We start from the raw sequence: 23,293 nt of genomic DNA on the forward strand, positions 1-23,293 counted from the left end.
AGCAGCCCGGGTCCCGAGCGCTGCGGCGTCGGGGCCGGCCGACGGTCCGCGGCCCGCCCCGTCCTCTGGAGGACCTCGTGGAAGAACTCGTCCTGGCGGACCGGCCGGTATGGCTGCTCCTCACGATCGCCGTGGTGGCGATCGCCCTCCTGCTCGTTCTCATCATCAAAGTGCGTCTGCACGCCTTCTTCTCGCTGCTGATCATCGCGGTGGCCACCGGCCTCGCCGCGGGGATCGGGGTCGCCGACGTCATCGACGTGGTGATAGACGGCTTCAGCTCGACCGTCGGCACCGTCGCGCTGCTCGTCGGATTCGGCGCCGTCCTGGGCCGATTGATCGAGGTCACCGGCGGCGCGCAGGTGCTCGCCGACAAGATGCTCGACACCTTCGGCGAATCGCGGGCCCCGCTCGCGCTCGCCGTGGCCTCGCTGTTCTACGGCTTCCCGATCTTCCTCGACGCCGGCTTCATCGTCATGCTGCCGGTCATCTACACGGTGGCGCGCCGTCTCGGCGGCTCCTTCATGCTCTACGTGCTGCCCTCGATCGCGTCGTTCATGATGATGCACGCGCTCCTGCCCCCGCACCCCGGACCGACGGCCGCGGCGACCGTGATGGGCGCGGACATCGGCCTGGTGGTCATGGTGGGTCTGCTCATCGGCCTGCCCACCTGGTACTTCGGCGGCTACCTGGTGGCGCGCGCGATCGCCAAGCGCTTCCCGGACACCCCCGTCCCTGCCCTGCTGGGCACCCCGCGCGAAGTCCCCGCCGAGGAGCGCCCCTCCTTCGGCGCGATCCTGCTGGTGCTGCTGCTGCCGCTGGTGCTGATCTTCTTCAACACCGGGCTGTCCACTCTGGAGCAGACCGGCACGGTCACCGACGAGAACGTCTTCTTCCAGCTCTCGCGCCTGATCGGTGCCACGCCGGTCGCGCTCGCGATCTCCGCGCTGACCGCGATGCTGCTGCTCTACGTGCTCCCCCGGCGCCGGCGCGGCGAGAAGATCGGCGGCCTGCTCGAGGACCTCGTGGACGACGCCCTCGCGCCCGTCTGCTCGATCATCCTGATCACCGGTGCGGGCGGCGCCTTCGGTCGCGTGCTCACCGAGACCGGCATCGGCGGCGAGGTGGCCGAGGGACTGGACGCCCTGGGCCTGCCGCTCATCGTCGCCGCGTACGTCGTCACGATGGCCATGCGCATCGCGCAGGGCTCGGCGACCGTGGCCGCCACCACCGGCGCCTCGATCATGGCCCCGGCGGTCCTCGCCGGCGACTTCGGCTCCGTGGCCGTCGCCGCGATCGTGATCGCGATCGGCGCCGCCTCCATCGGCTGGTCGCACGTCAACGACTCCGGCTTCTGGCTGATCGGCCGGTTCTGCGGCTTCGACACCGTGACCACGTTCAAGACCTGGTCCGTCGTCGGCACCACGATCTCGCTGCTGGCCTTCGCGCTGTCGGCGGTGGTGTTCACCATCGCCGCCTGAGCGGGCGCGCGGGGACGGGTCGGAGCGCCGCGGCGCACCGGCCCGTCCCGTCGATCCTCGAGGAACGATGACGGGAGATACTGGATCCATGGCTCACCACCCCGCCCGCCGCCTGCTCGTCCTCGACGACGACCCGACCGGCTCGCAGTGCGTCGCCCACGTCGACGTCGCCCTCGACCTGGACCCCGCGATCCCCCGCGGCGTCCTCGCGGAGCCGGGCTCGACCTGCTTCGTGCTCACCAACACCCGCGCCCTCGACGAGGCCGAGGCCGTGGCCCTGAACCGCCGCGTCCTCGCCGGTGTGCTCGCCGATCCCGCGGTGCGGGACGGGCTGCACGTCGTCTCCCGCTCCGACTCCACCCTGCGCGGCCATGTCGTCGCCGAGCCCACCGCGATCGCCGACGAGCTGGCCGCCCACGGGATCGACGTCGACGCGATCCTCCTGGCCCCCGCCATGCTCGAGGCGGGTCGGTACACCCGGGAGGACGTCCACTACGCCGTGGTCGACGGCGAGGCCCGCCGCGTCGAGGACACCGACTTCGCGCGCGACGCCACCTTCGGCTACACCCATTCCGACCTGCGCGCGTTCCTCGCCGAGCGCAGCGACGGGGCGATCGCCGCGGCCGACGTCCTGAGCATCGGGCTCGAGGACATCCGCGCCGGCGGCGTCGAGCGGGTCCATCAGATCCTCTCCACGGCCCGTGATCGCCGCTGGGTGGTCGTCAACGCCACCGAGTACTCCGACATGGAGGTCGTCGCCGAGGCGGTGGCGCGCCGCGAGGCCGAGGGCCGCACGCTCATCACCCGCTGCGGCCCCTCCTTCGTGCGCCCCCTGGCCGGGCAGCGCGGCGCCGAGGTGGTCGATGCCGCTGCCGTGTCCATCCCGGAGGGGCGCCTGCCCCACGGGCTCGTGGTGGTGGGCTCGCACGTGGGTCTGACCACCCGCCAGCTGCGGGCCGTGCAGGAGCGCGGAACCCTCGTGGAGGTCGAGATCGACGTGCCCTCGCTGCTGGACGAGCGCCGGGCCGCGCACCTCCGCGAGGTCGCCGACCGCGTCCGCGAGGCCCTCCGCGAGGACGACTGCGTCGTCTACACCAGCCGCGACCTGGTGCGGACCGAGGACCCAGCCGAGTCGCTGGCCATCGCACGCAGCGTCTCCGACGCGGTGGTCGAGGTGGTCCAGCGCGTGCGCACCGCCCGCCCCGCCTGGGTGGTGGCCAAGGGCGGCATCACCTCCCACGAGGTCGCCGCGAACGGGCTCGGGATCCGCCGCGCCCGCGTCGAGGGACAGTTCTGGCCCGGTCAGGTCTCCCTGTTCTCCGCCCAGGAGGCGCCGGAGGAGGTCATGGGCATGCCCTACGTCGTCTTCCCCGGGAACGTGGGCGGCGAGCAGGCTCTGGCCGAGGTCACCGGCCGCCTCGCCGCCGCCGTCGCCTCCCGCTGAACGGTGCCCGCAGGAGGGCGACCACAGGTGGGCGACCGGCGCCGGCCCGCGGGCCCGCCGGCCGGATGCGCCGTCGGCCCGCGGGCTTTGGTGGGGAAAAGCGCCAGTGGACTGGAACTTCTCCCCACCGAATCCCGGCCGACCGTCGGGCGGTGCCGCGTGATGGCGCAGGAGATCGGTGACGCCCCGGATGATCGCCTCCGCCGTCTTCCTCCCGCGGCCCCGCCGCCGTCGTCCCGCTCCTGCTGCTTCGCCTCTGCCGTCCCAGCTTCCCGCGCACAGCGGTCCCGCCGTCCCGCTCCCGCTGCTTCGCCTCTGCCGTCCCAGCATCCCGCGCACAGCGGTCCCGCCGTCCCTTCGCGGCGTTCGCGCATTTGCGTATCCGCACATTGCTGAACACCCGCCACCCGACCTCCGAGAGAGAACACGATGAGCACTGATTCGACCGTCCCCGCCGGCCCCACGAGCACTCCCGCCCCCGTGGACCCGGCCGGCACCACCGGCAGCACCGACTCCACCGGCGCGCCGCTCACCATCGGCTGGATCGGCCTGGGCGCGATGGGAGCCCCCATGGTCCGTACGGCGGGCCGGGCCGGATTCGCCGTGCGCGCCTTCGACCTGGACCCTGCCGCCCGGGACGCCGTCGCGGCCGACGCGACTCCCGTGCCCGATGCCGTCGAGGCCGCGACCGGTGCCGAGGTGGTGGTGGTCATGGTCGCCACGCCCGCGCAGCTGGAGTCCGTGCTCTTCGGCCAGGACGGTCGGGGCGGCATCGCCCCGGTGCTCACGCCAGAGACGATCCTGCTGGTCATGTCGACCGTGGGCCCGGCCGCCCTGGAGCGCACGCTCGCCGCCCTCGAGGGTGTCACCGCCCGTGTGGTCGACGCCCCTGTCTCCGGCGGGGTGGCCCGCGCGGGCACCGGCGAGCTGCTGATCATGGTGGGCGGTGCCGCGGCGGACGTCTCCGCGGTGCGCCCGCTGCTGGACGCCCTCGCCTCCCACGCCCCCGTGGTGGGCGAGCGGGCAGGGGACGGTCAGCGCCTCAAGATCGTCAACCAGCTGCTGTGCGGCGTGCACATCGCCGCCGCCGGAGAGGCCCTCGCGCTCGCCGACTCCATGGGTCTGGACGTGCAGCAGGTCCACGAGGTCCTCACCGCCGGCGCGGCGACCTCCTTCATGTTCGAGGACCGCGGTGCCCGCATGGTCGCCGGCGCCCATGACGACGTCCGCTCCGCGCTGGGCATCTTCGTCAAGGACATGGGCCTGGTGGCCGAGGCCGCGCAGGAGGTGGGGCAGGAGGTCCCCCTGGCTACCTCCGCCCAGGAGATCTACGCCCGGGGCGAGGAGCAGGGCCTGACCCGGAAGGACGACTCGATCGTGTACCGGGTGCTGCGCGATCAGTGACGTGCGGGAGGGCGATGCATCGTCCTGACCTCCCATGACTGCCGTGGAGCCGATGTCGGACTGTGACATGCGGGGAGCGCATCGGGGGCGGGGGCGTGACATACTTTCATACGCTCAGCTTTGCCCATGTGAAAGTACAGAGAATGACGACCAGCGATGCCCGCCCGGCGGAGGCGTCGGTGTCACGGGATGAACGACCCTCCCGCGTGCCCGTATGGCGCGCCTTCCTGCGCCCCGTGCCGGCGACCGCTGCCCTCATCGTGGCGGTCAGCCTGCTCGCTGCCGTCTTCGCTCCACAGCTGAGCGCGCTCTCGGGGAACGATCCGTTCACCTATCACGCGGACACCCTCGGCCCGGACACCGCCCCCCTCGGCGTCCTCGGCGGCGTCAGCGGCGAGCACTGGTTCGGCGTCGAGCCGGGCACGGGCCGTGACCTCTTCTCCCTCGTGGTGTACGGGGCGCGGGTCTCGCTGCTGGTGGGCATCGCCTCCACCGTGCTGGCCACGATCATCGGCGTGCTGCTCGGCATCATCGCCGGGGCGGTCGGGGGCGCCGTGGAGAAGCTGGTCGACTTCGCCACGGACGTCACCCTCGGCTTCCCCTTCCTCATCTTCGCGATCGCGCTCAGCGCGCTGTTCCCTCTCGAGATGCCGCGGGCGCTCCTGCTCACGGCGGTGATCGGCATGTTCGGCTGGCCCGGCATCGCTCGGGTGGTGGCCGCGGAGACCCGCGTCATCGTGCGCCAGCCCTATGTGGTCGCCTCCCGGGTGATGGGGGCCCGCTTCCCCCACGTCTTCCGCCACCAGGTGCTGCCCAACGTCGCCTCGACGGTGATCGTCTACTCCTGCATCTCGCTGCCGGGCCGGATCAGCGCGGAGGCGACGCTGTCCTTCCTCGGCGTGGGGGTGCTGCCGCCCACCCCGTCCTGGGGCCGCTCGATCGGTGACGCCATCAGCTGGCTGCTGGTGGATCCGGCCTTCCTGCTGTTCCCCGCCGCGGCCCTGTTCCTGGTGACCTTCTCCTTCAACATCCTCGGCGACACCCTGCGCGACGCCCTCGACCCGCGAGGAGCGCGCTGATGACCTCCGCCCTGACCCGCGTGGGCCGCAGCCTCGCCGTGCTGCTCACGGTCCTGATCCTCACCTTCGCGATCTTCTACGTCGCCCCGATCGACCCCGCGCTGCGGATGTGCGGCAAGCCCTGCTCCCCGGAGGACCTCGAGGCCGCTCGCGGCTTCATGGGCTTCGACCAGCCCTGGTTCGTCCAGCTGGGGACCTTCCTCGCCGCAATCGTCACCGGGCGCACCTTCGGCTCGTCGGACGTCGTCGTGGAGTGCGCGGCCCCGTGCCTGGGCTACTCCTTCCAGCTCCACCAGCCGGTCACCGCGCTGCTCGGGGACCGCTTCCCGATCTCGTTCTCGATCGCGATCGGCGCGGTCGCCCTGCAGGCGGTGCTCGGCATCGCCGCGGGGGCTCTCGCCGCCCGCCGTCAGGGCGGGATCCTGGACCGCATCGTCACCGGGGTGTCGGTCATCGCGGCCTCCGCCCCCTCCTTCGTGGTGGGCCTGCTGGCCGTGGTGATCTTCGCCCTGGGCCTGGGCCTGCTGCCCAGCGGCGGCTACGTGCCCTTCACCGAGAGCCCGGTGGACTGGGCGCGGCACCTCGTGCTGCCCTGGGCGACGCTCGCCTTCCTCAACGGTGCCGTGTATGCGCGGCTCGTGCGCTCCTCGATGATCGAGCAGCTGGGACTGGACTACGTGCGCACCGCCCGGGCCTCCGGACTCTCCGAGCGCCGCATCGACCGGTACGCGCTGCGGAACCTTGCGCTGCCGCTGACCACCCTCATCGCCCTGGACATCGGAGCACTGCTGGGCGGCACCGTGATCACCGAGCGGATCTTCGGCCTGCCGGGACTGGGAGCGCTGCTGCTGGACGCCACCACCACCGCGGATCTGCCGGTCATCGTGGGCACCACCCTCGTCGGCTCGCTGATCATCGTGCTCGCGAACCTCGGCGCCGACCTCGCCCGCCCGCTGCTCGACCGGCGCCTCGCCGTCGGCGGACGTCCGCCCGCCACCACCACCCGATCCGACTCGACCACCCAGGAGACCACCTCATGACCTCGACCTCCCTCACGCGACGCGGCCTCCTGGCCGCCACCCCGCTCGCGCTCGGCACGGGTGTCCTCGCCGCCTGCTCGAGCGACGGCTCCGGCGGCGGGGCCTCCGACGCCGGCGGTGAGAGCGGCGGCACCCTGACCATCTACACGACCGGCGAGGAGATGAGCTTCGATCCGGCGACCAGCCAGAACCTCGCCATCACGACGCTGGGTCTGACCGCACGCCGGCTCACTGCCTGGAAGACCTCGGCCGACGGTCCCACCGAGCTGATCCCGGACCTCGCCACCGACACCGGTACCGCCTCCGATGACGGACTGACCTGGACCTTCACCCTCCAGGAGGGGCTGCTGTTCGAGGACGGCACCCCGATCACCGCCGCCACCGTCAAGTACGGCCTCGAGCGCTCCTTCGCGGACGAGCTCACCGGCGGCCTGACCTATCACAAGGTGCTGCTCGAGGGCGGCGAGGACTACTCCGGGCCGTTCTCCGGCGAGCACCTCGACGCGATCGAGGCGGTCGACGACCTCACCCTCGTCCTCCACCTCAACCGCCCCTACGGCGACTTCGGCTGGGTCGCCTCGACGCCCGCCTTCGCCCCGGTCCCCGAGGAGTCCGGCGAGCCGGAGACCTACGCGACCCAGCCCGTCACCAGCGGCCCCTACCGTCTCGAGTCCTACTCCCCGGGCAGCCGGGCGGTGCTGGTCCGCAACGAGAACTGGGACCCCGCCACGGACCAGGCCCGCCTGGGCGGACCGGACAGCATCGAGTTCTCCCTCGCCCAGGACGCGAGCGTCGTCGCGCAGTCGCTCATCGCCGACCGCTCCGACGTCCAGGACGCCTTCCTCGCGAGCTTCGTGCCGACGGCGCAGCTGGTCCAGGCGCAGAACGACCCCGGCGTGGGCGAGCGCCTGGTCACCTCCGGACCGGGTGCGCTCGAGTACCTCGCGATGAACACGGAGTCCGAGGCGCTGCAGGACGTGGACGTCCGCACGGCCATCCAGTACGCCGTGGACAAGGAGGCCTACCGCACCACCAAGGGCGGCGAGATCTCCGGCGACTTCGCCACCACCCTGATCACCCCGGGCATCGCCGGTCGCGAGGAGTACTCCCTGTTCGCCGACGACCCCACCGGGGACGCCGACGAGGCGACGGCGCTGCTGGAGGCCGCCGGCGCCACCGACCTCACCCTGCGCCTGGTCGTCACCGACGACCAGACCGGTGCCGCCGAGGCGATCCAGCAGGGCCTCGCCCGCGCCGGGATCACGGTGCAGATCCAGCCCCTGGACGAGAACGCCTACTCCTCCGTGGTCACCGCCGGGGACGGCACCGGGTACGACCTGGTGCTCAGCTCCTGGCAGCCCGATGTGCCCTCCCCGAACGCGAACCTCACCCCGCTGTTCGACTCGAGCCAGATCGGGAACGGCAACTACAACCTGGCCCGGTACGCGAACCCGGAGGTCGACGCCGCGATCCTCGAGGCCTCCTCGACGATCGACCCGGACGAGGCCCACGCGAAGTGGGCGGCGGTGGACCAGCAGATCCTCGCGGACTCGCCGGTGGTGCCCCTGATCTACTCGAAGAACTCCTTCCTGCACGGCTCCGGGGTGACGAGCTTCGTGATCGGCGAGTTCCCCGCCTACCCGAACTACCTCACGGTGACGCTCGGCTGATGAGCACCGACGACGAGCTCCTCGCCCTCCGCGACCTGCGCGTGACGATCGCCGACCGGACCATCGTGTCCGGTCTGGACCTCAGCGTGCGCGCGGGCCGGGTCACCGCCCTGGTGGGCGAGTCCGGGTCGGGGAAGAGCATGACCGCTCTGTCCACGATCGGGCTCCAGCCCCGCGGCGCGCAGGTTTACGGCAGCGCCACGCTGGACGGTGCGGAGCTGGTGGGGCGCTCGGCGCAGGAGATGCGCCGCCTGCGCTCCGGGAGGATCGGCATGATCTTCCAGGAGCCGGCGCAGTCCCTGTCCCCGGTGATGAAGGTGTCCAGGGTGTTCCGGGACGTCCTCGGCGTGCGCGAGGGACTCCGGGGCCGGGCACCGGTCGAGGTGCGCACCCGCGAGCTGCTGACCTCCGTGGGTCTGCCGGACTCGGCCCGGACCGCGGCGTCCTTCCCGCACGAGCTCTCCGGCGGGGAGCTGCAGCGGGTCGTCATCGCGCTCGCCCTCAGCGGTGATCCTTCGCTGCTCATCGCCGACGAGCCCACCACCGCTCTCGACGTCACCGTGCAGCGCGGCATCCTCGACCTGCTCACCCGCATCGTCGAGGAGCGGGAGCTCGGCGTCCTGCTCATCACGCACGACATGGGCGTGGTGGGGGAGATCGCCGATGACGTGGTGGTGCTCCGGGACGGCGAGGTGGTCGAGTCCGGGACGGCCAAGCAGGTGCTCGCCGCCCCGGAGGCGCCGTACACGCAGGCTCTGCTGTCGGCGGTTCCGCGCCTGTCCGAGAGCCTCGAGCGGACCGATGGTCCCCGTGCGGAGGACCCCGGCGGCACGGAGTCCGACTCCGCGCCGCCCGTGGTGCGGGTCGAGGGACTGTCCGTCGAGTACTACCGCCGCGGGGGCTCCCACCGGGCGCTGGACGACGTCGGCATGGAGATCCGTCGCGGGGAGATCCACGGCCTGGTGGGGGAGTCCGGCTCCGGGAAGTCGACCTGGGGCAAGGCGCTGGCCGGATTGGTCCCGGCGCACGCACGGACCTTCGAGCTCGAGGGCGTGGATCCGCGCGGTCTCCGGGCCGCGGAGCGCCGTGCCGTCTTCGAGCGGGTGGGGCTGGTGTTCCAGGATCCGGCGTCCTCGCTGAACCCGCGCCGGAGCGTCGGGTGGAGCATCGGTGAGCCGCTGCAGCTGGCCGGTGGCCTCTCCCGCACCGAGATCGCGCGGCGGACGCGGGACGCCCTGGAGCTGGTGCGCCTGCCGGCGTCCTTCGTGAGCCGGTTGCCGCACGAGCTCTCCGGCGGGCAGCGTCAGCGGGTGTCCATCGCCCGCGCCCTCGTCCACGAGCCGGCTCTGCTGATCGCCGATGAGCCCACCAGCGCCCTGGACGTCACCATCCAGGCGCGGGTGATCGAGGTGCTCCGCGAGGCGATCGAGCAGACCCGCTTCGCCTGTGTGTTCATCAGCCACGACCTCGCCGTGGTCGGCTCGCTGGTCGATCAGGTGACGGTGCTCCGCCAGGGCCGGGCCGTCGAGCAGGGGGCCGCGCGCGAGGTGCTGGGGAGCCCGCAGCACGAGTACACCCGCGCCCTGCTCGAGAGCGTGCCCGATCCGGAGCGGCGGCTGCGTGGCGGAGACGGCGGCGCGGCGGCCTGAGCGGCCCTCCGCCCGTAGACTCGGGGGCGACGACGACGGCGACGGCAGGGACCGCGGCGGCCGGACGTCGCGGGCGGTCCGCCGCGCCGGGCGCGTGCGACGATCCACCCGGGAAGGGGACCCCATGCACATCGAGCCGGCCACCGAGGCGACCGCACGTGGCGCCGCCGACGTCCTGACCGAGGCCTTCGTCGACGATCCCGTCTACGGGTACCTGCTGGAGGGCGCGGATCGTCGGCGCCGGCTGGACCGGTTCTTCCTCGGTGTGGTCCGCACGGCCCTGGGGCCCGGCGGCGTCGTGGACCTCGCGCTCGACGAGGACCGCACCGTCCTGGGCGCCGCCGTCTGGAGCCGTCACCCCGCTCCGCCCGCCGCACGCCTGCGGAACCTCCGCGAGGGGTGGCGCATGCCGCTCGCGCTGCGCCCGCGCGGCGTCGTCCACCTGCGCACCTACCTGCGACGGACCGCCCCGTACCGGACTCCGGGCCCGCACTGGAGCCTCGACGACATCGGGGTCAGCGCCGCCGGGCGCGGCCGGGGCGTGGGCGGGGCGCTGATCCGCCACCGCCTCGCGCTGATCGACGAGCAGCGCGCGATCGTGGACCTGGACTCGACCACCCGTGGCAGCCGCCGGCTCTACGCGCGCTACGGCTTCCGGGTCGCCGGTCCCGCCGGCACCGAGGCGGCCCCCGAGGCCACCATCATGGTCAGGACCCCGCCGGAGGGCTGACCGGGCCGGACCTACGCCGGCGCCACGGCTTCCCAGGCCCTGCCGGCGGCGGAGCGGACGATCGCCTCGCCCACCTCGGCCGCCTGCAGGCCGTCGGTGGCGCTCGGCGCCCGGTGCGTGCCGTGCGCGACGTCGGAGAGGAAGGCCGCGGCCTCGATGGTCTTGAGGTCGTCGAAGCTCATGGGGATGCCCGGACCGGGCTGGAAGCGGGCGAAGTCGCCGTGGCCGGGGCCGGCCAGCACCGTGGTGTAGCCGTGCTCGAGGCCGCCCTCCCCGAGCTGCACCTCGAACTCGTTCATCCGCGTGAAGGACCAGCGCGCGGAGCCCTCGGTCCCGAAGATCTCCAGGGCGTAGTCGCTGCGATGGCCGCGGGCCACGCGGGAGGCCTCGAGGGTCGCGTGCGCTCCGCCGTCGAGGTGGGCGAGGGCCGCGGCCCAGTCCTCGTTCTCCACCGGCCCACGCTCCTCGCCGACCTTGATCCCGCTGTGTCCCACACCCGCGGACAGCGGCAGGGGGCGCTCGGGGAGGAACACGTCGGTGCTCGCCACGACCTCTGCGACGCGCTGCCCGGTGACGTGGGCGACGAGGTCGGCGCCGTGGGAGAGCAGGTCCCCGATCACGCCGTTGCCGGCCTGCTCCCGGCTGTATCGCCAGGTCAGCGGTCCGTCGGGGGAGGAGGCGTAGTCGGCCACGAGCCAGCAGCGCACGTTCGTGATCCGCCCCAGCCGCCCCTCGGCCACGAGCGAGCGCAGATGCGCGACCGCCGGGGCGTGGCGGTAGTTGAAGCCCACAGCGGTGGCGACCCCGGCCGAGGCCGCGGCGTCCCGGATCTCGCGGGACTGCGCGGCGGAGACCCCCATCGGCTTCTCGATCCAGAAGGGCTTCCCGGCGTGCGCGGCGGTGAGGGCCAGGTCCCGGTGCAGCGCGTTGGGGGAGCAGATCGAGACCACGTCGACCCGAGGATCGGCGAGGAGCTTCTCGATGTCCTCCACCGCCTCCTCGATGCCGAACTGCTCGCGGGCCGCCTGCCGGTTCGCAGGGACCGGATCCGCCGCCGCGATCAGGCGGGGACGGAGCCCCAGCTCCGGGAAGCGGGAGGGGACCCGCTGATAGGAGGTGGCGTGCAGCCGTCCCATCCAGCCCAGGCCCACCACGCCGACGCCGATCTCCTGCATGCTCGTGCTCCTTCGCGATAGGGGCGCACCGTGCGGTGCGCGGTGCGGGGCCTCAGGCGCCGCCGAACTCCTGCTCGAGCCGTTCGCGCATGCGCACGTTGATCGCGTCCGCCTGCTCCTCCCAGCCGAACACGCACACGCTCATCGTCCCGTCGTACTCGCGCTCGCGCAGCCAGGTAAAGGCCGCGTCCCAGTCGATCTCGCCGTGGCCGATCTCGTTGTGCTGGTGGACGCGGGCGTCCACCCCGGGCGGATTCACGATGTAGCGGTTGCCGACGTTCGCGGTGTGGTCGAAGACGTCGGCGATGTGCAGGTGCCGCAGCCGATCCCCGGCGTAGTCCATCATCTCCCGCACGTCCCGCGCGCCCTGCCCCAGGTGGAAGGCGTGAGGGAAGCAGAACTCGTAGTTCAGCCAGTCGCGGTCCACGCCGCGGATGATCTGGACGGCCCGGTCGTTCTCCTCGACGAAGTCATAGGGGTGCGCCTCGATCGTGCACTCCAGGCCGTACGTCTCGAAGGTGGGGATGAGCTCCTCGATGGAGCGGTAGAACTGGTGCTCGCTCTGCCGGGGCCGCTGCGGGTCCCCGGAGAACTCGGTGGCGATCAGCGGCACCTCGAGGGCGTCGGCGATCTCGAGCAGGCGCCGCCAGTTGCGCACCTGCGCCTGGCGCTCCTGCTCGTCCGGGCAGGCCCAGTCGAAGACGGGGTTGAGCGACCAGATCCGCACCCCGGTGTCCTTCATCGCTCGGCGGATCTCGGCGATCATGTGCCGGTCCACCTTGGGGTGGTGATGCCACTCGTGGACGTCCGCGCGCGGCGACAGCTCCAGGTAGTCGTAGCCCAGCTCCCGGGCCTTGTGCAGCTCTTCGGCGACCGAGAGCTGCGGGTGGTACATGCTGGGATCGAGCAGGATCTTCACCATCGCGCGCTCCTCCTCACCGCAGTCCGAGGCCGCACTCGGCGAGGAACTCGCGGGTGGCGATCGCATTGGGCAGCGGCAGGGCGGGGTCGCAGGGGTACAGGTCCTGCTCGCAGATCACGTACAGCTCCTTGTCGAGCGCGGCGAGCTTCCGGGTCAGGTCCTTCATGTCCGGCAGCCCGGCGGGCGGGCGCACCGAGGCGCCCTTGGCGACCGCCTCGCCGAAGGGCCAGTCCTTCTCGTGCGCCTCGCGGGTGAGATCCGGGTCGAAGGCCTTGATGTGGACGTAGCCGATCCGCTCCGGATACTCGTCGATCATCAGGAGCGGGTCCCCGCCCCCGTAGACGACGTGCCCGGTGTCCAGGCAGAAGCTCACCAGCTCCGGATCGGTCGCCTCGAAGATCCGGGCGATCTCCTCCGGGGTCTCGATGTGGCTGTCCCCGTGGGGGTGCAGCACCATCGTCAGGCCGTAGTCCTCCTTGAGCAGCTTCCCGAGCCGGTTCGCGTTCTCCACGTACAGCCGCCAGGACTCGCCGGTGAGCTCGCGCTGATCGGTGAACTCCCAGGTCTTGTCGTCGCGGTAGAGCGGCGGCAGGTGCACCATGTACTCCGCGCCCACGGCCGCGTGGGTCTCGGCGATCGCCCGGAAGGTCCGCTCCGTCTCCGCCCACGCCTCCTCCTTGTGCAGGATCCCCCAGCCGGTGCCGGCGACCACCTGGAAGCCGTGCTCGTCCATCACGGACTGCAGCTGCTTCGCGTCCTGGGGGAAGTACCCCCAGGGCCCGGTCTCCATCACGGAGAAGCCGGCCTGCGCCATCTCGCCGAGGGCGGTGCGCCAGGGGATCTGCTGCTCGTCCTCGGGGAACCACACGCCCCACTGGTCCGGGCAGACCCCGATGGTGAGCTTGTCGAACGGCGGCTCGGGGTTGCGGGCCTTCGCCGCGCGGTCCTGGACGCCGGTGGGGGTCGCGGGGTCAGCGGTCACGGGGGATCAGTCCTTCGGTGGAGAGGCGGTGCGTAGGGCCGGCGGCGGTCAGTCGTGGGTCGGGAAGCTCATGGAGCTCTCGACGGTCTCGTTCTGGGCGGGCCAGCGGGTGGTGATCGCCTTCTGCCGCGTGTAGAAGCCGACGCCCTCGGGGCCGTGGGCGTGGTGCTCGCCGAACAGCGAGTCCTTCCAGCCGCCGAAGGAGTAGTAGCCCACCGGGGTGGGGATCGGGACGTTCACGCCCACCATGCCCACCTGGATCTCCTCCTGGTAGCGCCGCGCGTAGTGCCCGGAGTCGGTGAAGATCGCGGTGCCGTTGCCGAAGGGGGAGGAGTTCACCAGCTCCACGGCCTCGTCGAAGTTGTTCACGTGCATGACCACCAGCAGCGGCCCGAACACCTCGTCGGTGTACGTCGGGTGGGTGCGGTCGAGGTCGGTGACCACGATCGGGCCCACGAAGTTCCCGTTCTCGTGCCCCTCGACGACCAGGCCGCGGCCGTCGACGACCAGGCGCCCTCCGGCCTGCTCGGCCTCGTCGGCCATGCGGAGGACGCGCTCGCGGGCCGCGGCGGTGATGACCGGCGGCATGTCGGTGGTCGGGTCGTCGCCGGGGCCCACCACGAGCTTGTTCGCCTCGGCCGCGATGGCCTCGAGGAAGGGCTCGTGGGCGTCGCCCACGGTCACCGCGACCGGGACGGCCATGCAGCGCTCGCCGGCGGAGCCGAAGGCGCCCGAGGCGATCTGGCCTGCGGCGAACTCGATGTTCGCATCCGGCATCACCACGGCGTGGTTGTTGGCGCCGCCGAGGGCCTGGACGCGCTTGCCGGCCGCGGAGGCGGTGGCGTGGACGTGCTGCGCGATCGGGGTGGAGCCCACGAAGGACACCGCGGCGATGCCCGGGTGGGTGCACAGCGCGTCGACGGTCTCCTTGCCGCCGTGGACCACCTGGAAGACGCCGTCGGGCACCCCGGCCTCCTGGTAGAGGCGGGCGACGATGTTCGAGGCGGAGGGGTCGCGCTCGGAGGGCTTGAGGATGAAGGCGTTGCCGGTGGCCAGCGCGATCGGGTGCATCCAGAAGGGCACCATGGCCGGGAAGTTGAAGGGGGTGATGCCGGCGACCACGCCGAGGGGCTGGCGCATCGTGTGCGCGTCCACGCCGGTGGAGACGTTCTCCGAGAAGCCGCCCTTGAGCTCCTGGGTGATGGAGGTGGCGAACTCCAGGGTCTCCAGGCCGCGCGCGATCTCGCCCGTCGCATCGGCGACGGTCTTGCCGTGCTCGCGGGTGATGGCGCGGGCGATCTCCTCGGTGTGCTCGATCATCAGCTGCCGCATGCGGTACATGATCTGGGTGCGCTTGGCCAGCGACACCGTCGCCCACTCGCGCTGCGCGGCGGTCGCGACCTCGACGGCGCGGTCGACGGTGCCGGCGTCGCCCAGGTGCAGGGTGCCCACCTCCTGGCCGGTCGCGGGGTTGAGGATCGGCTGGGTGGAGCCGGTGCCGGCGGTCTCGGTGCCGCCGATCCAGTGCTGGACGTCGTATCCCATGGGGTGTCTCCTCGGTGTGCTGTCAGTCGTCGGGGGCGCCTCGGCCGCGGAGGGTGCGGAACGGGCCGACGCGCGGGCGCGCGGGGTGGTGTCGGGTCAGAGGTAGTGGCGCTGCGGGGCCCGGGCGGCCTCGTACTGCGCGGAGGCCTGCTGGGTGGACTCCAGGCGGGAGACCTGCGAGACGGGCACGTCCCACCAGCCCTCGCCCGGCGGGTGCGGGCCGTAGAGGTTCGTGTTCACGACGATCGCCGTGGCCTCGGTCGAGGCCTCGGCGCGGCGGTAGGCCGCGCGGAAGTCGGCCGCGGAGGACACCTCCTGCACCTCGAGGCCGTAGGAGCGGATGTTGGCGGGGATGTCGAAGGGCAGCTTCTCGCCGTCCAGCAGGCCGGACTCCTCCGAGCGCAGTCGGTACTTGGTGCCGAAGCGCTGGCTGCCGTGGGACTCCGAGAGGGCGCCGATGGAGGCCCAGCCGTGGTTCTGCAGGATCACGAGGATGACCTTGACGCGCTCGGCGACGATGGTGGCGATCTCCTGCGGGGCCATCTGGAAGGTGCCGTCGCCGATGATGGCGACCACCTCGGCGTCCGGGGCGGCCATCTTCGCGCCCAGCGAGGCCGGCAGCTCGTAGCCCATGCACGAGTAGCCGTACTCGAGGTGGTACTGCCGCGGGGAGCGGGCCTTCCACAGGGCCTGCAGGTCGCCGGGCATGGAGCCGGCGGCGTTGATGACGATGTCCTCGTCGCCCATCATCTCGTTCAGGGCGCCGAAGATCTCGGTCTGCGCCGGCAGCTCCTGATCGTGCGGGGCGAAGCAGGGGGCGACGCGCTCGTCCCACGCCGCTCGCAGGCGCACGGCCCGCTCGCGGTGCGCGGCCGGGGCGCGCCAGCCGTCGAGGGCGCCGGTGAGGGCCTCGAGGCCGGTGCGGGCATCGGCCACCACCATCTCCGCGGCGTGCTTCGCCGCGTCGAAGGACTTCACGTTGAGGTTCACGAAGCGCACGTCGGGGTTCCGGAAGGCGGTGTGCGAGGCGGTGGTGAAGTCGGTGTAGCGGGTGCCCACGCCGATCACCACGTCGGCCTCGGCGGCGAGCTCGTTGGCGGCGTCGTTGCCGGTCGCGCCCACGCCGCCGATGCACAGCTCGTGGTCGTCGCGCAGGGCGCCCTTGCCGGCCTGGGTGTCGAGCACGGGGATGTCGGTGGACTCGGCGAAGGCCTGCAGGGCGGAGCTCGCCGCGGAGTAGATCGTGCCGCCGCCGGCGATGAGCACGGGGCGCCGAGCGCCGCGGATGACCTCCACGGCCCGCTCCAGGGCGGCGGGCTCCGGCACGGGGCGGGCCACGTGCCAGGTGCGCTCGCGGAAGAAGTCGACGGGCCAGTCGTGCGCCTCGGCCTGCACGTCCTGCGGCAGGCAGAGGGTGACGGCGCCGGTCTCGGCCGGATCGGTGAGCACCCGCATGGCGGCCAGCGCCGAGGGGATGAGCTGCTCGGGCCGCCAGATGCGGTCGAAGAAGCGGGAGACGGGGCGGAAGGCGTCGTTGACGGAGACGTCCAGGGCGCGCTCGTCCTCGAGCTGCTGCAGCACCGGGTCCACGGCCCGGTTCGCGAAGACATCGCTGGGCAGGATCAGCACGGGGATGCGGTCGATGGTCGCGAGCGCCGCGCCGGTGACCATGTTGGTGGAGCCGGGGCCGATGGACGCGGCGCAGGCGAGGGTCTGCAACCGGTTCCTGGTCCGGGCGTAGGCGACGGCCGTGTGGACCATGCTCTGCTCGTTGCGCGCCTGGTAGTAGGGCAGCGGCGCCTCCGGCTCGGCCGCGTCGTCCCGGGCCGGGTCGACGGCGTTCTGCAGCAGCGCCTGCCCCAGACCGGCCACGTTCCCGTGGCCGAAGATGCCGAAGGCCCCGGGGAAGAGGCGCTGCCGCTCGCCGTCGCGCTCGGAGTGCTGCGCGGCGAGGAAGCGGACCAGGGCCTGGGCGACGGTGAGACGGACGGTGTCGCGGGGGCCCGTGCCGCCGACGGGGGCCGGGGGGTTCTCGCTCATGCTGCCTCCGTTGTGCAGGCCCGCCGGGCGAGGGCGGGAGAGTGGTGGCACCGTCGGACGCAGTCCACTCGACGGTGAGATCATCGGGCACCAGCATGGACCGGCCGTGCCACCATGTCAAGACATTGTCAGGACAAGGGGGTGGCGGGAGAGTGCCCAGGTCGCGGGCAAGTCGCCAGGCCTGCACGGCGATCGGAGGTCCACCGGGTGCCTGGATTGCATGCTAACGTGCCGCCACGTTCGCTTGCGGTGATCGGTTAGATAGAACAAATGCTGAGCGTTTCGGGCTGTCGGCCTGACAAAGAGGTCGATCCCCGCCACCGGTCGCCCCGATTTCCGACCACCCGTCGCGCGAGTGCCGCCACGGCGCCGCGCACCGACGCCCTCGCGTCGGACTCACGTTCCAAGGAGGGGACATGAGCTCCACCCCCGCAGCGGAGAGCGCCCGGGTCCGTGACCTGGTCCGCTCGACGCCGGCCTCCGGACCCAGGCGCTCGATCGGCCTGCTCGCGGTGGTCGCCTGCCTCGGCGGCTTCCTCTTCGGCTACGACACCGGTGTCATCTCCGGGGCCCTGCCCTACATGCTGATGCCCGAGGCCGCCGGCGGCCTCGGGCTGAGCGCTCTCGAGGAAGGGCTGATCGGCGGCATCCTGCTCCTGGGGTGCGCCGTCGGCGCCGTCGTCGGCGGTCGTCTCTCCGACCGCTACGGCCGTCGCCACAATCTCCTGGTGCTCGCCGTGGTGTTCCTCGTCGGCGCCCTGGGCTGCGCCCTGGCCCCGAACCTCACCACGGTGTATCTCGCCCGCTTCGTGCTGGGCCTGGCCGTCGGCGGTGCCTCCACCACGGTCCCCGTCTACCTCTCCGAGTCCGCTCCCAAGGAGCAGCGCGGGATGCTGGTGGCCGTCGACCAGCTCATGATCGTCACGGGGCAGTTCGCAGCCTTCGTGGTCAACGCGATCATCGCCTCGATCCAGGGCGGGCCCTCCGCCCAGGTCGCGAACGACCCCTCGGGCACGTACCAGGCCGGCGAGACCGTCAGCTGGGACGCCCTCGCCGCGCTCGGCGGTGTCGCGGTCTCCGACGGCAACGGGCACGCCTGGCGCTGGATGCTGGCGATCTGCTCCCTGCCCGCGGTCGCGCTGTGGATCGGGATCCGGATGATGCCGGAGTCCGCCCGCTGGCACGTGCGCCGCGGGGAGCTCGCCGCGGCGATCGGCTGCCTGAAGCGGATCCGGGTCGAGGGGCGGCACGACGTCGCCGTCGAGGTCGCCGAGATGGCGGACAACCACCGGCAGGAGGAGGCGCGGGAGAAGCTCAGCCTGGCCCGCGCGTTCTCGGTCCCCTGGCTGCGCTCGATCATCGTCTTCGGCGGCATCTTCGCCGTCCTGCAGCAGCTCACCGGGGTGAACACGATGATGTACTACGCCCCGCGGGTCCTGATGGCGGCGGGCTTCGACGCCCAGGCCTCGATCATCCTCAACGTCTTCACGGGCCTCGCCTCGGTCGTCGGTGCGATCCTGGGACTGCTCGCGCTGCGCCGCTTCGGCCGGCGCCAGGTGCTGCTGGTCGGCCAGACGGTCCTCACCCTCTCGCTGATCGCCATGACCGCGATCTTCCTGCTCGGGATCAATCCTCACCTCGAGGCCTCGGGCGCCGTCTCGCCGGACATCCCCGGCTTCGTGCCCTATCTGGTCGTGGTCGTGATCGTGCTGTTCATGCTCGGCATGCAGGCCGGACCCGGCCCGGTGATGTGGGTGATGCTCTCGGAGATCTTCCCCAGCGCCGTCCGCGGGGCCGCCACCGGCTTCGTCGTGATGATCCTGTGGATCGCGAACATGATCGTCACCTTCACCTTCCCGCTGATGATGTCCGGGCTCGGCCCGGTGGTCACCTACGGGCTGTTCGCCGTGATCAACATCGGTGCCGTGACCTGGTACTACCTGCGGATCCCGGAGACGCGGAAGTTCACCCTCGAGCGCATCGAATGGGAGTTCCGCGAAGCCGGCGGCGTGATCCGCCTGCGCTGAGCGCGCTCCGCCCGCTGCAGGGCGGAGGACGTCCTCATTTGTCTGGACAAAGAGATGTGCCCATGGGAGCATGGATGCATCGCCGGACCGTCGGGCGCCGTCGCCCACGGCGCGACGCGCTCGCGGCAGCGCACGGCACCGACGCAGGTTTTCGACGCAGGGAGGCATGGAGACCCATGGCAGCAGACCTCGACATCATCACCTTCGGACGCAGCGGGGTCGACCTCTACCCCTTGGAGATCGACAAGGGCCTCGAGGACATCCACAGCTTCGGCAAGTTCCTCGGCGGCAGCCCGATGAACGTCGCCGTCGCCGCGGCCCGCCTCGGCCACCGTCCCGCGGTGATCACGGGCGTGGGCGACGACCCCTTCGGTCGCTATGTGGTGAAGGAGATGGAGCGTCTGGGCGTCTCGAGCCGGTTCGTGGTGACGAACGACGAGCTGAGCACCCCGATCACCCTGTGCGAGATCTTCCCGCCGGACGACTTCCCGCTCTACTTCTACCGCCGGCCCAGCGCGCCCGACCTGCAGGTCGCTCCCGAGCACCTGGATCTCGGGGCCGTCGCCGCGGCGCCCCTGTTCTGGTTCTCCGGGACCGGCCTGTCCGAGGAGCCCAGCCGCTCCGCGCACTTCGCGGCGCTCGAGGCCCGCGGCCGCACCGCGCACACCGTCTTCGACCTCGACTACCGGCCCATGTTCTGGTCCGGCATCGAGGAGGCCCGCGAGCAGTACCGCGAGGCGCTGCGGTACGCCACCGTCGCGGTGGGCAACCGGGAGGAGTGCGAGGTCGCCGTCGGGGAGACGGAGCCCGAGCGCGCCGCCGACGCCCTGCTCGAGGCCGGGGTCCAGGTCGCGATCGTCAAGCAGGGCCCCAAGGGCGTGCTCGGCAAGACTCGCGACGAGAGGGTCGAGGTCGCCCCGAACCTCATCCAGGTGATCAACGGCCTCGGCGCCGGCGACAGCTTCGGCGGATCGCTCTGCCACGGCCTGCTCGCCGGCCAGGACCTCGAGACCATCCTGACCCGCTGCAATGCCGCGGGGGCCATCGTCACCAGCCGCCTGGAGTGCTCGACCGCCATGCCCACGGGCGAGGAGATCGATCTGCTCCTCGCGGGCGGCGACCCCAACGACGGGCAGACCGTCGGGGAGATGCTCGGCGCCCTGCGCGACCGCGGGATCACCGCGCCGGTCGGAGAGCGCGCATGAGCGCCGTCCCCGCTCCCGCCGGTGTCGACGCGCCGTCGCCGGAGTTCGTCTCCACCTACGCGGAGGTCACCCGGGTGCGGCTCGAGGATCCGAGCCGGATCGCCCGGCTCGCCGCTGCGCGTCGGCGCCGCACCGTCGACGACACCGACGGCTCCATGATGATCATCGCCGCCGACCACCCGGCCCGCGGCGCGCTCGCGGTCGGCTCCCGCCCCCAGGCGATGGCCAGCCGCACCGAGCTGCTGGACCGCCTGCGCGAGGCGCTCGCGGTGCCCGGGGTCGACGGCGTGCTCGGCACCGCCGACATTCTCGAGGACCTGCTGCTGATGGGCGCGCTCGAGGACAAGATCGTGTTCGCCTCGATGAATCGCGGCGGGCTCCAGGGCAGCTCCTGGGAGATCGACGACCGCTTCACCGCCTACGACGCCGCCTCGATCGCGGCGTCCCGCTTCGACGGCGGCAAGATGCTCACGCGCATCGACCTCGCGGACGATCGCACCGCGGACATCCTCGAGGAGAGCGCCCGGGCCGTCACCGACCTCGCCCGGCACGAGCTGATCGCGATGGTCGAGCCGTTCCTGTCCTCCCGCCCCGGGGGCCCGGGCACGACGATCGTGAACGACCTCTCCCCGGATGCGGTCATCCGGTCCATCCACATCGCCCAGGGCCTCGGCGCCACCAGCGCCTACACCTGGCTGAAGCTGCCCGCGGTCCAGGACATGGAGCGCGTCATGGACGCCACCACCATGCCCGCCCTGATCCTCGGAGGAGACCCCGTCGACGACGACCCCGCGACCCTGCGGGCCTCGTGGAAGCGGGCCCTGGACCGCCCCAACGTGCGCGGCCTCGTCGTCGGCCGCACGCTGCTGTACCCGGCCGGCGACGACGTCACCGCGGCCGTGCGCGCCTCGGTCGACATGATCCGCTGACCTCCCCCTTCGACAGGAGACTCCCCCATGGCCACCGAGTCCGAGTTCCATCTGCCCGCCGGCTCCACCGGCCGCGGCCCCTACGAGACGATCATCGATCCCGGCGCGCGCGAGGGCTGGGAGCACACCGGGCTGCGGGTGCTCGCCCTCGAGGCCGGCGGCAGCGAGGTCGTCACCGCCAACGGGGTCGAGGCGATGGTCGTGCCCCTGAACGGGGGCTGCGAGGTCTCCGTCGGCGGTGAGATGCACACGCTCCGCGGCCGCGAGGACGTGTTCGCCTCCGCGACCGACGTCCTCTACGTGCCCGTCGGATCCCAGCTGACGATCACCTCCGCGGAGGGAGGGCGCTTCGCGCTCGCCACCGCCGTGGCCACCGGCAGCCACCCGGTCGCGCTGATCCGCGCCGAGGACGTGCCGGTCGAGATCCGCGGCGGCGGGCAGATGACCCGGACGGTCCGCAACTTCGGGGCCGTCGGCGCCTTCGACGCGATGGACAGCCTCATCGCCTGCGAGGTCGTCACCCCCGGCGGCAACTGGTCCAGCTATCCGGCGCACAAGCACGACGAGACGATCGACGACGGGGAGCATCGCGAGTCGGAGCTCGAGGAGATCTACTACTACGAGATCCAGGACGGCCCCACCGGACCCGGCTTCGGCTTCCACCAGACCACGGCCAGCAGGGACGATGCGCCCATCGACGTGCTCACGGAGGTGCGCGGCGGCGACACCGTCCTGGTCCCGCACGGCTGGCACGGCCCCTGCGCCGCGGCGCCCGGGCACGACATGTACTACCTCAACGTCATGGCCGGCCCGGAGACCGGTCGCGCCTGGAACATCACCGACCATCCCGAGCAGACCTGGGTGCGCGGCACCTGGGAGCAGGCAGGGATCGACCCCCGACTCGAAGGAGAGGCCCGATGACCGCGACGCAGAGCGCCGACCGGCAGACCACCGTCCCGCAGGACATCCGCGTCGGCGTCATCGGCGTGGGCCGGATGGGCGCGGACCACGTCGAACGCATCTCCCGCCGCATCAAGGGCGCCCGGGTGAGCGTGATCAGCGACTACCTGCGCGAGACCGCCGAGAAGGTCTCCGCCGCCGCGCCGGGCTCGCGCGTCGTGGACACCCCGGAGGAGGTCATCTCCGCCGAGGACGTCGACGCCGTGCTGATCGCGAGCCCCGGCCAGTTCCACCGCGATCAGGTGCTCGCCGCGATCGCGGCCGGGAAGCCGGTGCTGTGCGAGAAGCCGCTGGCCATGAACCCGTCCGACGCGTACGACGTGGTCCTCGCCGAGCACGGGACGGGCCGCGCCTACGTCTCGCTCGGCTTCATGCGCCGCTTCGATGCAGGCTACGGCCAGCTCAAGGACGCTCTTGACGCCGGCGAGCTCGGCGCCCCGCTGATCCTGAACTGCAAGCACCGCAATGCCGACGTCCTGCCGGGATTCACGAACGTGCACATGGTCTACGACTCCGCCGTGCACGAGATCGACGCGATCTCGTTCTTCCTCGAGGAGCCGGTGGTCTCCGTGCAGACCCTCACCCCCCGCAGCACCGAGAACGCCCCCGAGGGGCTGAGCGACCCGATGCTGCTGCTGTTCCGCACCGCCTCCGGCACCCTGGTCACCGACGAGCTGTACGTGAACACCCGCTCCGGCTACGAGGTGCGCACGGAGCTGGTGGGATCGCAGGGCAGCGCGACCATCGGCCAGGAGTCCGGTCTGGTGTCCACCCAGCTGCCCGGCGGGCGCTGGGGCGGGGCGGTCCCCGCCGACTTCCGGCCCCGCTTCCTCGACGCCTACGATGCCGAGGTCCAGGCCTGGATCGCGGCCGTGGCCGACGGGACGAACGTGGCCGTGCGCTCGGCCACGGCGTGGGACGGCTACGCGGCCGCCGCCGTCTGCGAGGCCGCCGAGCAGTCGCTGTCCGCCGACGGAGCGGTCGAGATCACGCTGCGCGAGCGCCCCTCCTGAG

Annotated in this window: 18 protein-coding genes; 13 read left to right on the plus strand and 5 right to left on the minus strand. The window is 72.1% G+C overall.

Annotated elements, in window-relative coordinates:
- Positions 1-77: 77 nt before the first annotated feature.
- The 8 genes from CXH06_RS00005 to CXH06_RS00040 all read left to right on the plus strand — a co-directional run bounded on the left by CXH06_RS00005 (position 78) and on the right by CXH06_RS00040 (position 10,494).
- Complete coding sequence (locus CXH06_RS00005; protein ID WP_114853103.1) at positions 78-1,478, plus strand: GntP family permease; 1,401 nt, start codon at positions 78-80, stop codon at positions 1,476-1,478.
- 88 nt (positions 1,479-1,566) lie between these two features.
- The gene (locus CXH06_RS00010) at positions 1,567-2,922 is read left to right on the plus strand and encodes a four-carbon acid sugar kinase family protein (protein WP_114853104.1); all 1,356 of its coding nucleotides are present in this window, start codon (positions 1,567-1,569) and stop codon (positions 2,920-2,922) included.
- A gap of 429 nt (positions 2,923-3,351) precedes the next feature.
- Positions 3,352-4,326 carry an NAD(P)-dependent oxidoreductase gene (locus CXH06_RS00015; protein WP_114853105.1) on the plus strand — a complete coding sequence of 325 codons (975 nt, stop codon included), beginning with the start codon at positions 3,352-3,354 and terminating at the stop codon, positions 4,324-4,326.
- Positions 4,327-4,469: 143 nt separating this feature from the next.
- The gene (locus tag CXH06_RS00020) at positions 4,470-5,405 is read left to right on the plus strand and encodes an ABC transporter permease (protein ID WP_114853106.1); all 936 of its coding nucleotides are present in this window, start codon (positions 4,470-4,472) and stop codon (positions 5,403-5,405) included.
- Positions 5,405-6,445, plus strand: coding sequence for an ABC transporter permease (locus tag CXH06_RS00025; RefSeq protein ID WP_114853107.1), 1,041 nt, complete (start codon positions 5,405-5,407; stop codon positions 6,443-6,445). The genes CXH06_RS00020 and CXH06_RS00025 overlap by 1 nt, the downstream gene beginning before the upstream one ends.
- Complete coding sequence (locus CXH06_RS00030) at positions 6,442-8,115, plus strand: ABC transporter substrate-binding protein (protein WP_114853108.1); 1,674 nt, start codon at positions 6,442-6,444, stop codon at positions 8,113-8,115. The genes CXH06_RS00025 and CXH06_RS00030 overlap by 4 nt, the downstream gene beginning before the upstream one ends.
- Complete coding sequence (locus CXH06_RS00035; RefSeq protein WP_114853109.1) at positions 8,115-9,764, plus strand: ABC transporter ATP-binding protein; 1,650 nt, start codon at positions 8,115-8,117, stop codon at positions 9,762-9,764. The genes CXH06_RS00030 and CXH06_RS00035 overlap by 1 nt, the downstream gene beginning before the upstream one ends.
- 124 nt (positions 9,765-9,888) lie before the next feature.
- Positions 9,889-10,494 carry a GNAT family N-acetyltransferase gene (locus tag CXH06_RS00040; RefSeq protein ID WP_114853110.1) on the plus strand — a complete coding sequence of 202 codons (606 nt, stop codon included), beginning with the start codon at positions 9,889-9,891 and terminating at the stop codon, positions 10,492-10,494.
- An 11-nt stretch (positions 10,495-10,505) separates the two neighbouring features.
- On the opposite strand, the gene CXH06_RS00045 is transcribed toward CXH06_RS00040, so the two are convergent.
- The 5 genes from CXH06_RS00045 to iolD all read right to left on the minus strand — a co-directional run bounded on the left by CXH06_RS00045 (position 10,506) and on the right by iolD (position 17,158).
- Entirely contained in the window at positions 10,506-11,669 is a 1,164-nt protein-coding gene (locus CXH06_RS00045; protein ID WP_114853111.1) for a Gfo/Idh/MocA family protein, read from the minus strand.
- Positions 11,670-11,721: 52 nt separating this feature from the next.
- Positions 11,722-12,591: a sugar phosphate isomerase/epimerase gene (locus CXH06_RS00050; RefSeq protein ID WP_114853112.1), complete on the minus strand. Its 870-nt coding sequence runs from the start codon at positions 12,589-12,591 to the stop codon at positions 11,722-11,724.
- Between the two features lie 13 nt (positions 12,592-12,604).
- A complete protein-coding gene (locus CXH06_RS00055; protein ID WP_114853113.1) occupies positions 12,605-13,573 on the minus strand; it encodes a TIM barrel protein in 969 nt (322 codons plus the stop codon).
- 48 nt (positions 13,574-13,621) lie between these two features.
- A complete protein-coding gene (locus CXH06_RS00060) occupies positions 13,622-15,118 on the minus strand; it encodes a CoA-acylating methylmalonate-semialdehyde dehydrogenase (protein ID WP_114853114.1) in 1,497 nt (498 codons plus the stop codon).
- A gap of 96 nt (positions 15,119-15,214) precedes the next feature.
- Positions 15,215-17,158 carry a 3D-(3,5/4)-trihydroxycyclohexane-1,2-dione acylhydrolase (decyclizing) gene (gene iolD, locus CXH06_RS00065; RefSeq protein ID WP_114853115.1) on the minus strand — a complete coding sequence of 648 codons (1,944 nt, stop codon included), beginning with the start codon at positions 17,156-17,158 and terminating at the stop codon, positions 15,215-15,217.
- A gap of 416 nt (positions 17,159-17,574) precedes the next feature.
- On the opposite strand from iolD, the gene CXH06_RS00070 reads away from it, so the two are divergent.
- From CXH06_RS00070 to CXH06_RS00090, 5 genes are all read left to right on the plus strand, one after another.
- Complete coding sequence (locus CXH06_RS00070) at positions 17,575-19,185, plus strand: MFS transporter (protein ID WP_114853116.1); 1,611 nt, start codon at positions 17,575-17,577, stop codon at positions 19,183-19,185.
- Between the two features lie 176 nt (positions 19,186-19,361).
- The gene (gene iolC / locus CXH06_RS00075) at positions 19,362-20,390 is read left to right on the plus strand and encodes a 5-dehydro-2-deoxygluconokinase (protein WP_114853117.1); all 1,029 of its coding nucleotides are present in this window, start codon (positions 19,362-19,364) and stop codon (positions 20,388-20,390) included.
- Positions 20,387-21,319, plus strand: a complete 933-nt coding sequence (locus CXH06_RS00080) for a deoxyribose-phosphate aldolase (protein WP_114853118.1) — start codon at positions 20,387-20,389, stop codon at positions 21,317-21,319. The genes iolC and CXH06_RS00080 overlap by 4 nt, the downstream gene beginning before the upstream one ends.
- 27 nt (positions 21,320-21,346) lie before the next feature.
- Positions 21,347-22,240, plus strand: coding sequence for a 5-deoxy-glucuronate isomerase (gene iolB, locus CXH06_RS00085; protein ID WP_114853119.1), 894 nt, complete (start codon positions 21,347-21,349; stop codon positions 22,238-22,240).
- The gene (locus CXH06_RS00090) at positions 22,237-23,292 is read left to right on the plus strand and encodes a Gfo/Idh/MocA family protein (RefSeq protein WP_114853120.1); all 1,056 of its coding nucleotides are present in this window, start codon (positions 22,237-22,239) and stop codon (positions 23,290-23,292) included. The genes iolB and CXH06_RS00090 overlap by 4 nt, the downstream gene beginning before the upstream one ends.
- Position 23,293: the final 1 nt, after the last annotated feature.

The sequence above is a fragment of the Brachybacterium sp. YJGR34 genome, from assembly GCF_003347015.1.
Taxonomy (GTDB): domain Bacteria; phylum Actinomycetota; class Actinomycetes; order Actinomycetales; family Dermabacteraceae; genus Brachybacterium.

Coding starts and splice junctions, on each gene's coding strand:
- CXH06_RS00060 (WP_114853114.1), bottom strand. CDS start 15,118: ATGGGATACGACGTCCAGCACTGGATCGGCGGCACCGAGACCGCCGGC.
- CXH06_RS00090 (WP_114853120.1), top strand. CDS start 22,237: ATGACCGCGACGCAGAGCGCCGACCGGCAGACCACCGTCCCGCAGGAC.
- CXH06_RS00050 (WP_114853112.1), bottom strand. CDS start 12,591: ATGGTGAAGATCCTGCTCGATCCCAGCATGTACCACCCGCAGCTCTCG.
- CXH06_RS00010 (WP_114853104.1), top strand. CDS start 1,567: ATGGCTCACCACCCCGCCCGCCGCCTGCTCGTCCTCGACGACGACCCG.
- CXH06_RS00035 (WP_114853109.1), top strand. CDS start 8,115: ATGAGCACCGACGACGAGCTCCTCGCCCTCCGCGACCTGCGCGTGACG.
- CXH06_RS00045 (WP_114853111.1), bottom strand. CDS start 11,669: ATGCAGGAGATCGGCGTCGGCGTGGTGGGCCTGGGCTGGATGGGACGG.
- CXH06_RS00020 (WP_114853106.1), top strand. CDS start 4,470: ATGACGACCAGCGATGCCCGCCCGGCGGAGGCGTCGGTGTCACGGGAT.
- iolB (WP_114853119.1), top strand. CDS start 21,347: ATGGCCACCGAGTCCGAGTTCCATCTGCCCGCCGGCTCCACCGGCCGC.
- iolD (WP_114853115.1), bottom strand. CDS start 17,158: ATGAGCGAGAACCCCCCGGCCCCCGTCGGCGGCACGGGCCCCCGCGAC.
- iolC (WP_114853117.1), top strand. CDS start 19,362: ATGGCAGCAGACCTCGACATCATCACCTTCGGACGCAGCGGGGTCGAC.
- CXH06_RS00015 (WP_114853105.1), top strand. CDS start 3,352: ATGAGCACTGATTCGACCGTCCCCGCCGGCCCCACGAGCACTCCCGCC.
- CXH06_RS00025 (WP_114853107.1), top strand. CDS start 5,405: ATGACCTCCGCCCTGACCCGCGTGGGCCGCAGCCTCGCCGTGCTGCTC.
- CXH06_RS00040 (WP_114853110.1), top strand. CDS start 9,889: ATGCACATCGAGCCGGCCACCGAGGCGACCGCACGTGGCGCCGCCGAC.
- CXH06_RS00080 (WP_114853118.1), top strand. CDS start 20,387: ATGAGCGCCGTCCCCGCTCCCGCCGGTGTCGACGCGCCGTCGCCGGAG.
- CXH06_RS00070 (WP_114853116.1), top strand. CDS start 17,575: ATGAGCTCCACCCCCGCAGCGGAGAGCGCCCGGGTCCGTGACCTGGTC.
- CXH06_RS00030 (WP_114853108.1), top strand. CDS start 6,442: ATGACCTCGACCTCCCTCACGCGACGCGGCCTCCTGGCCGCCACCCCG.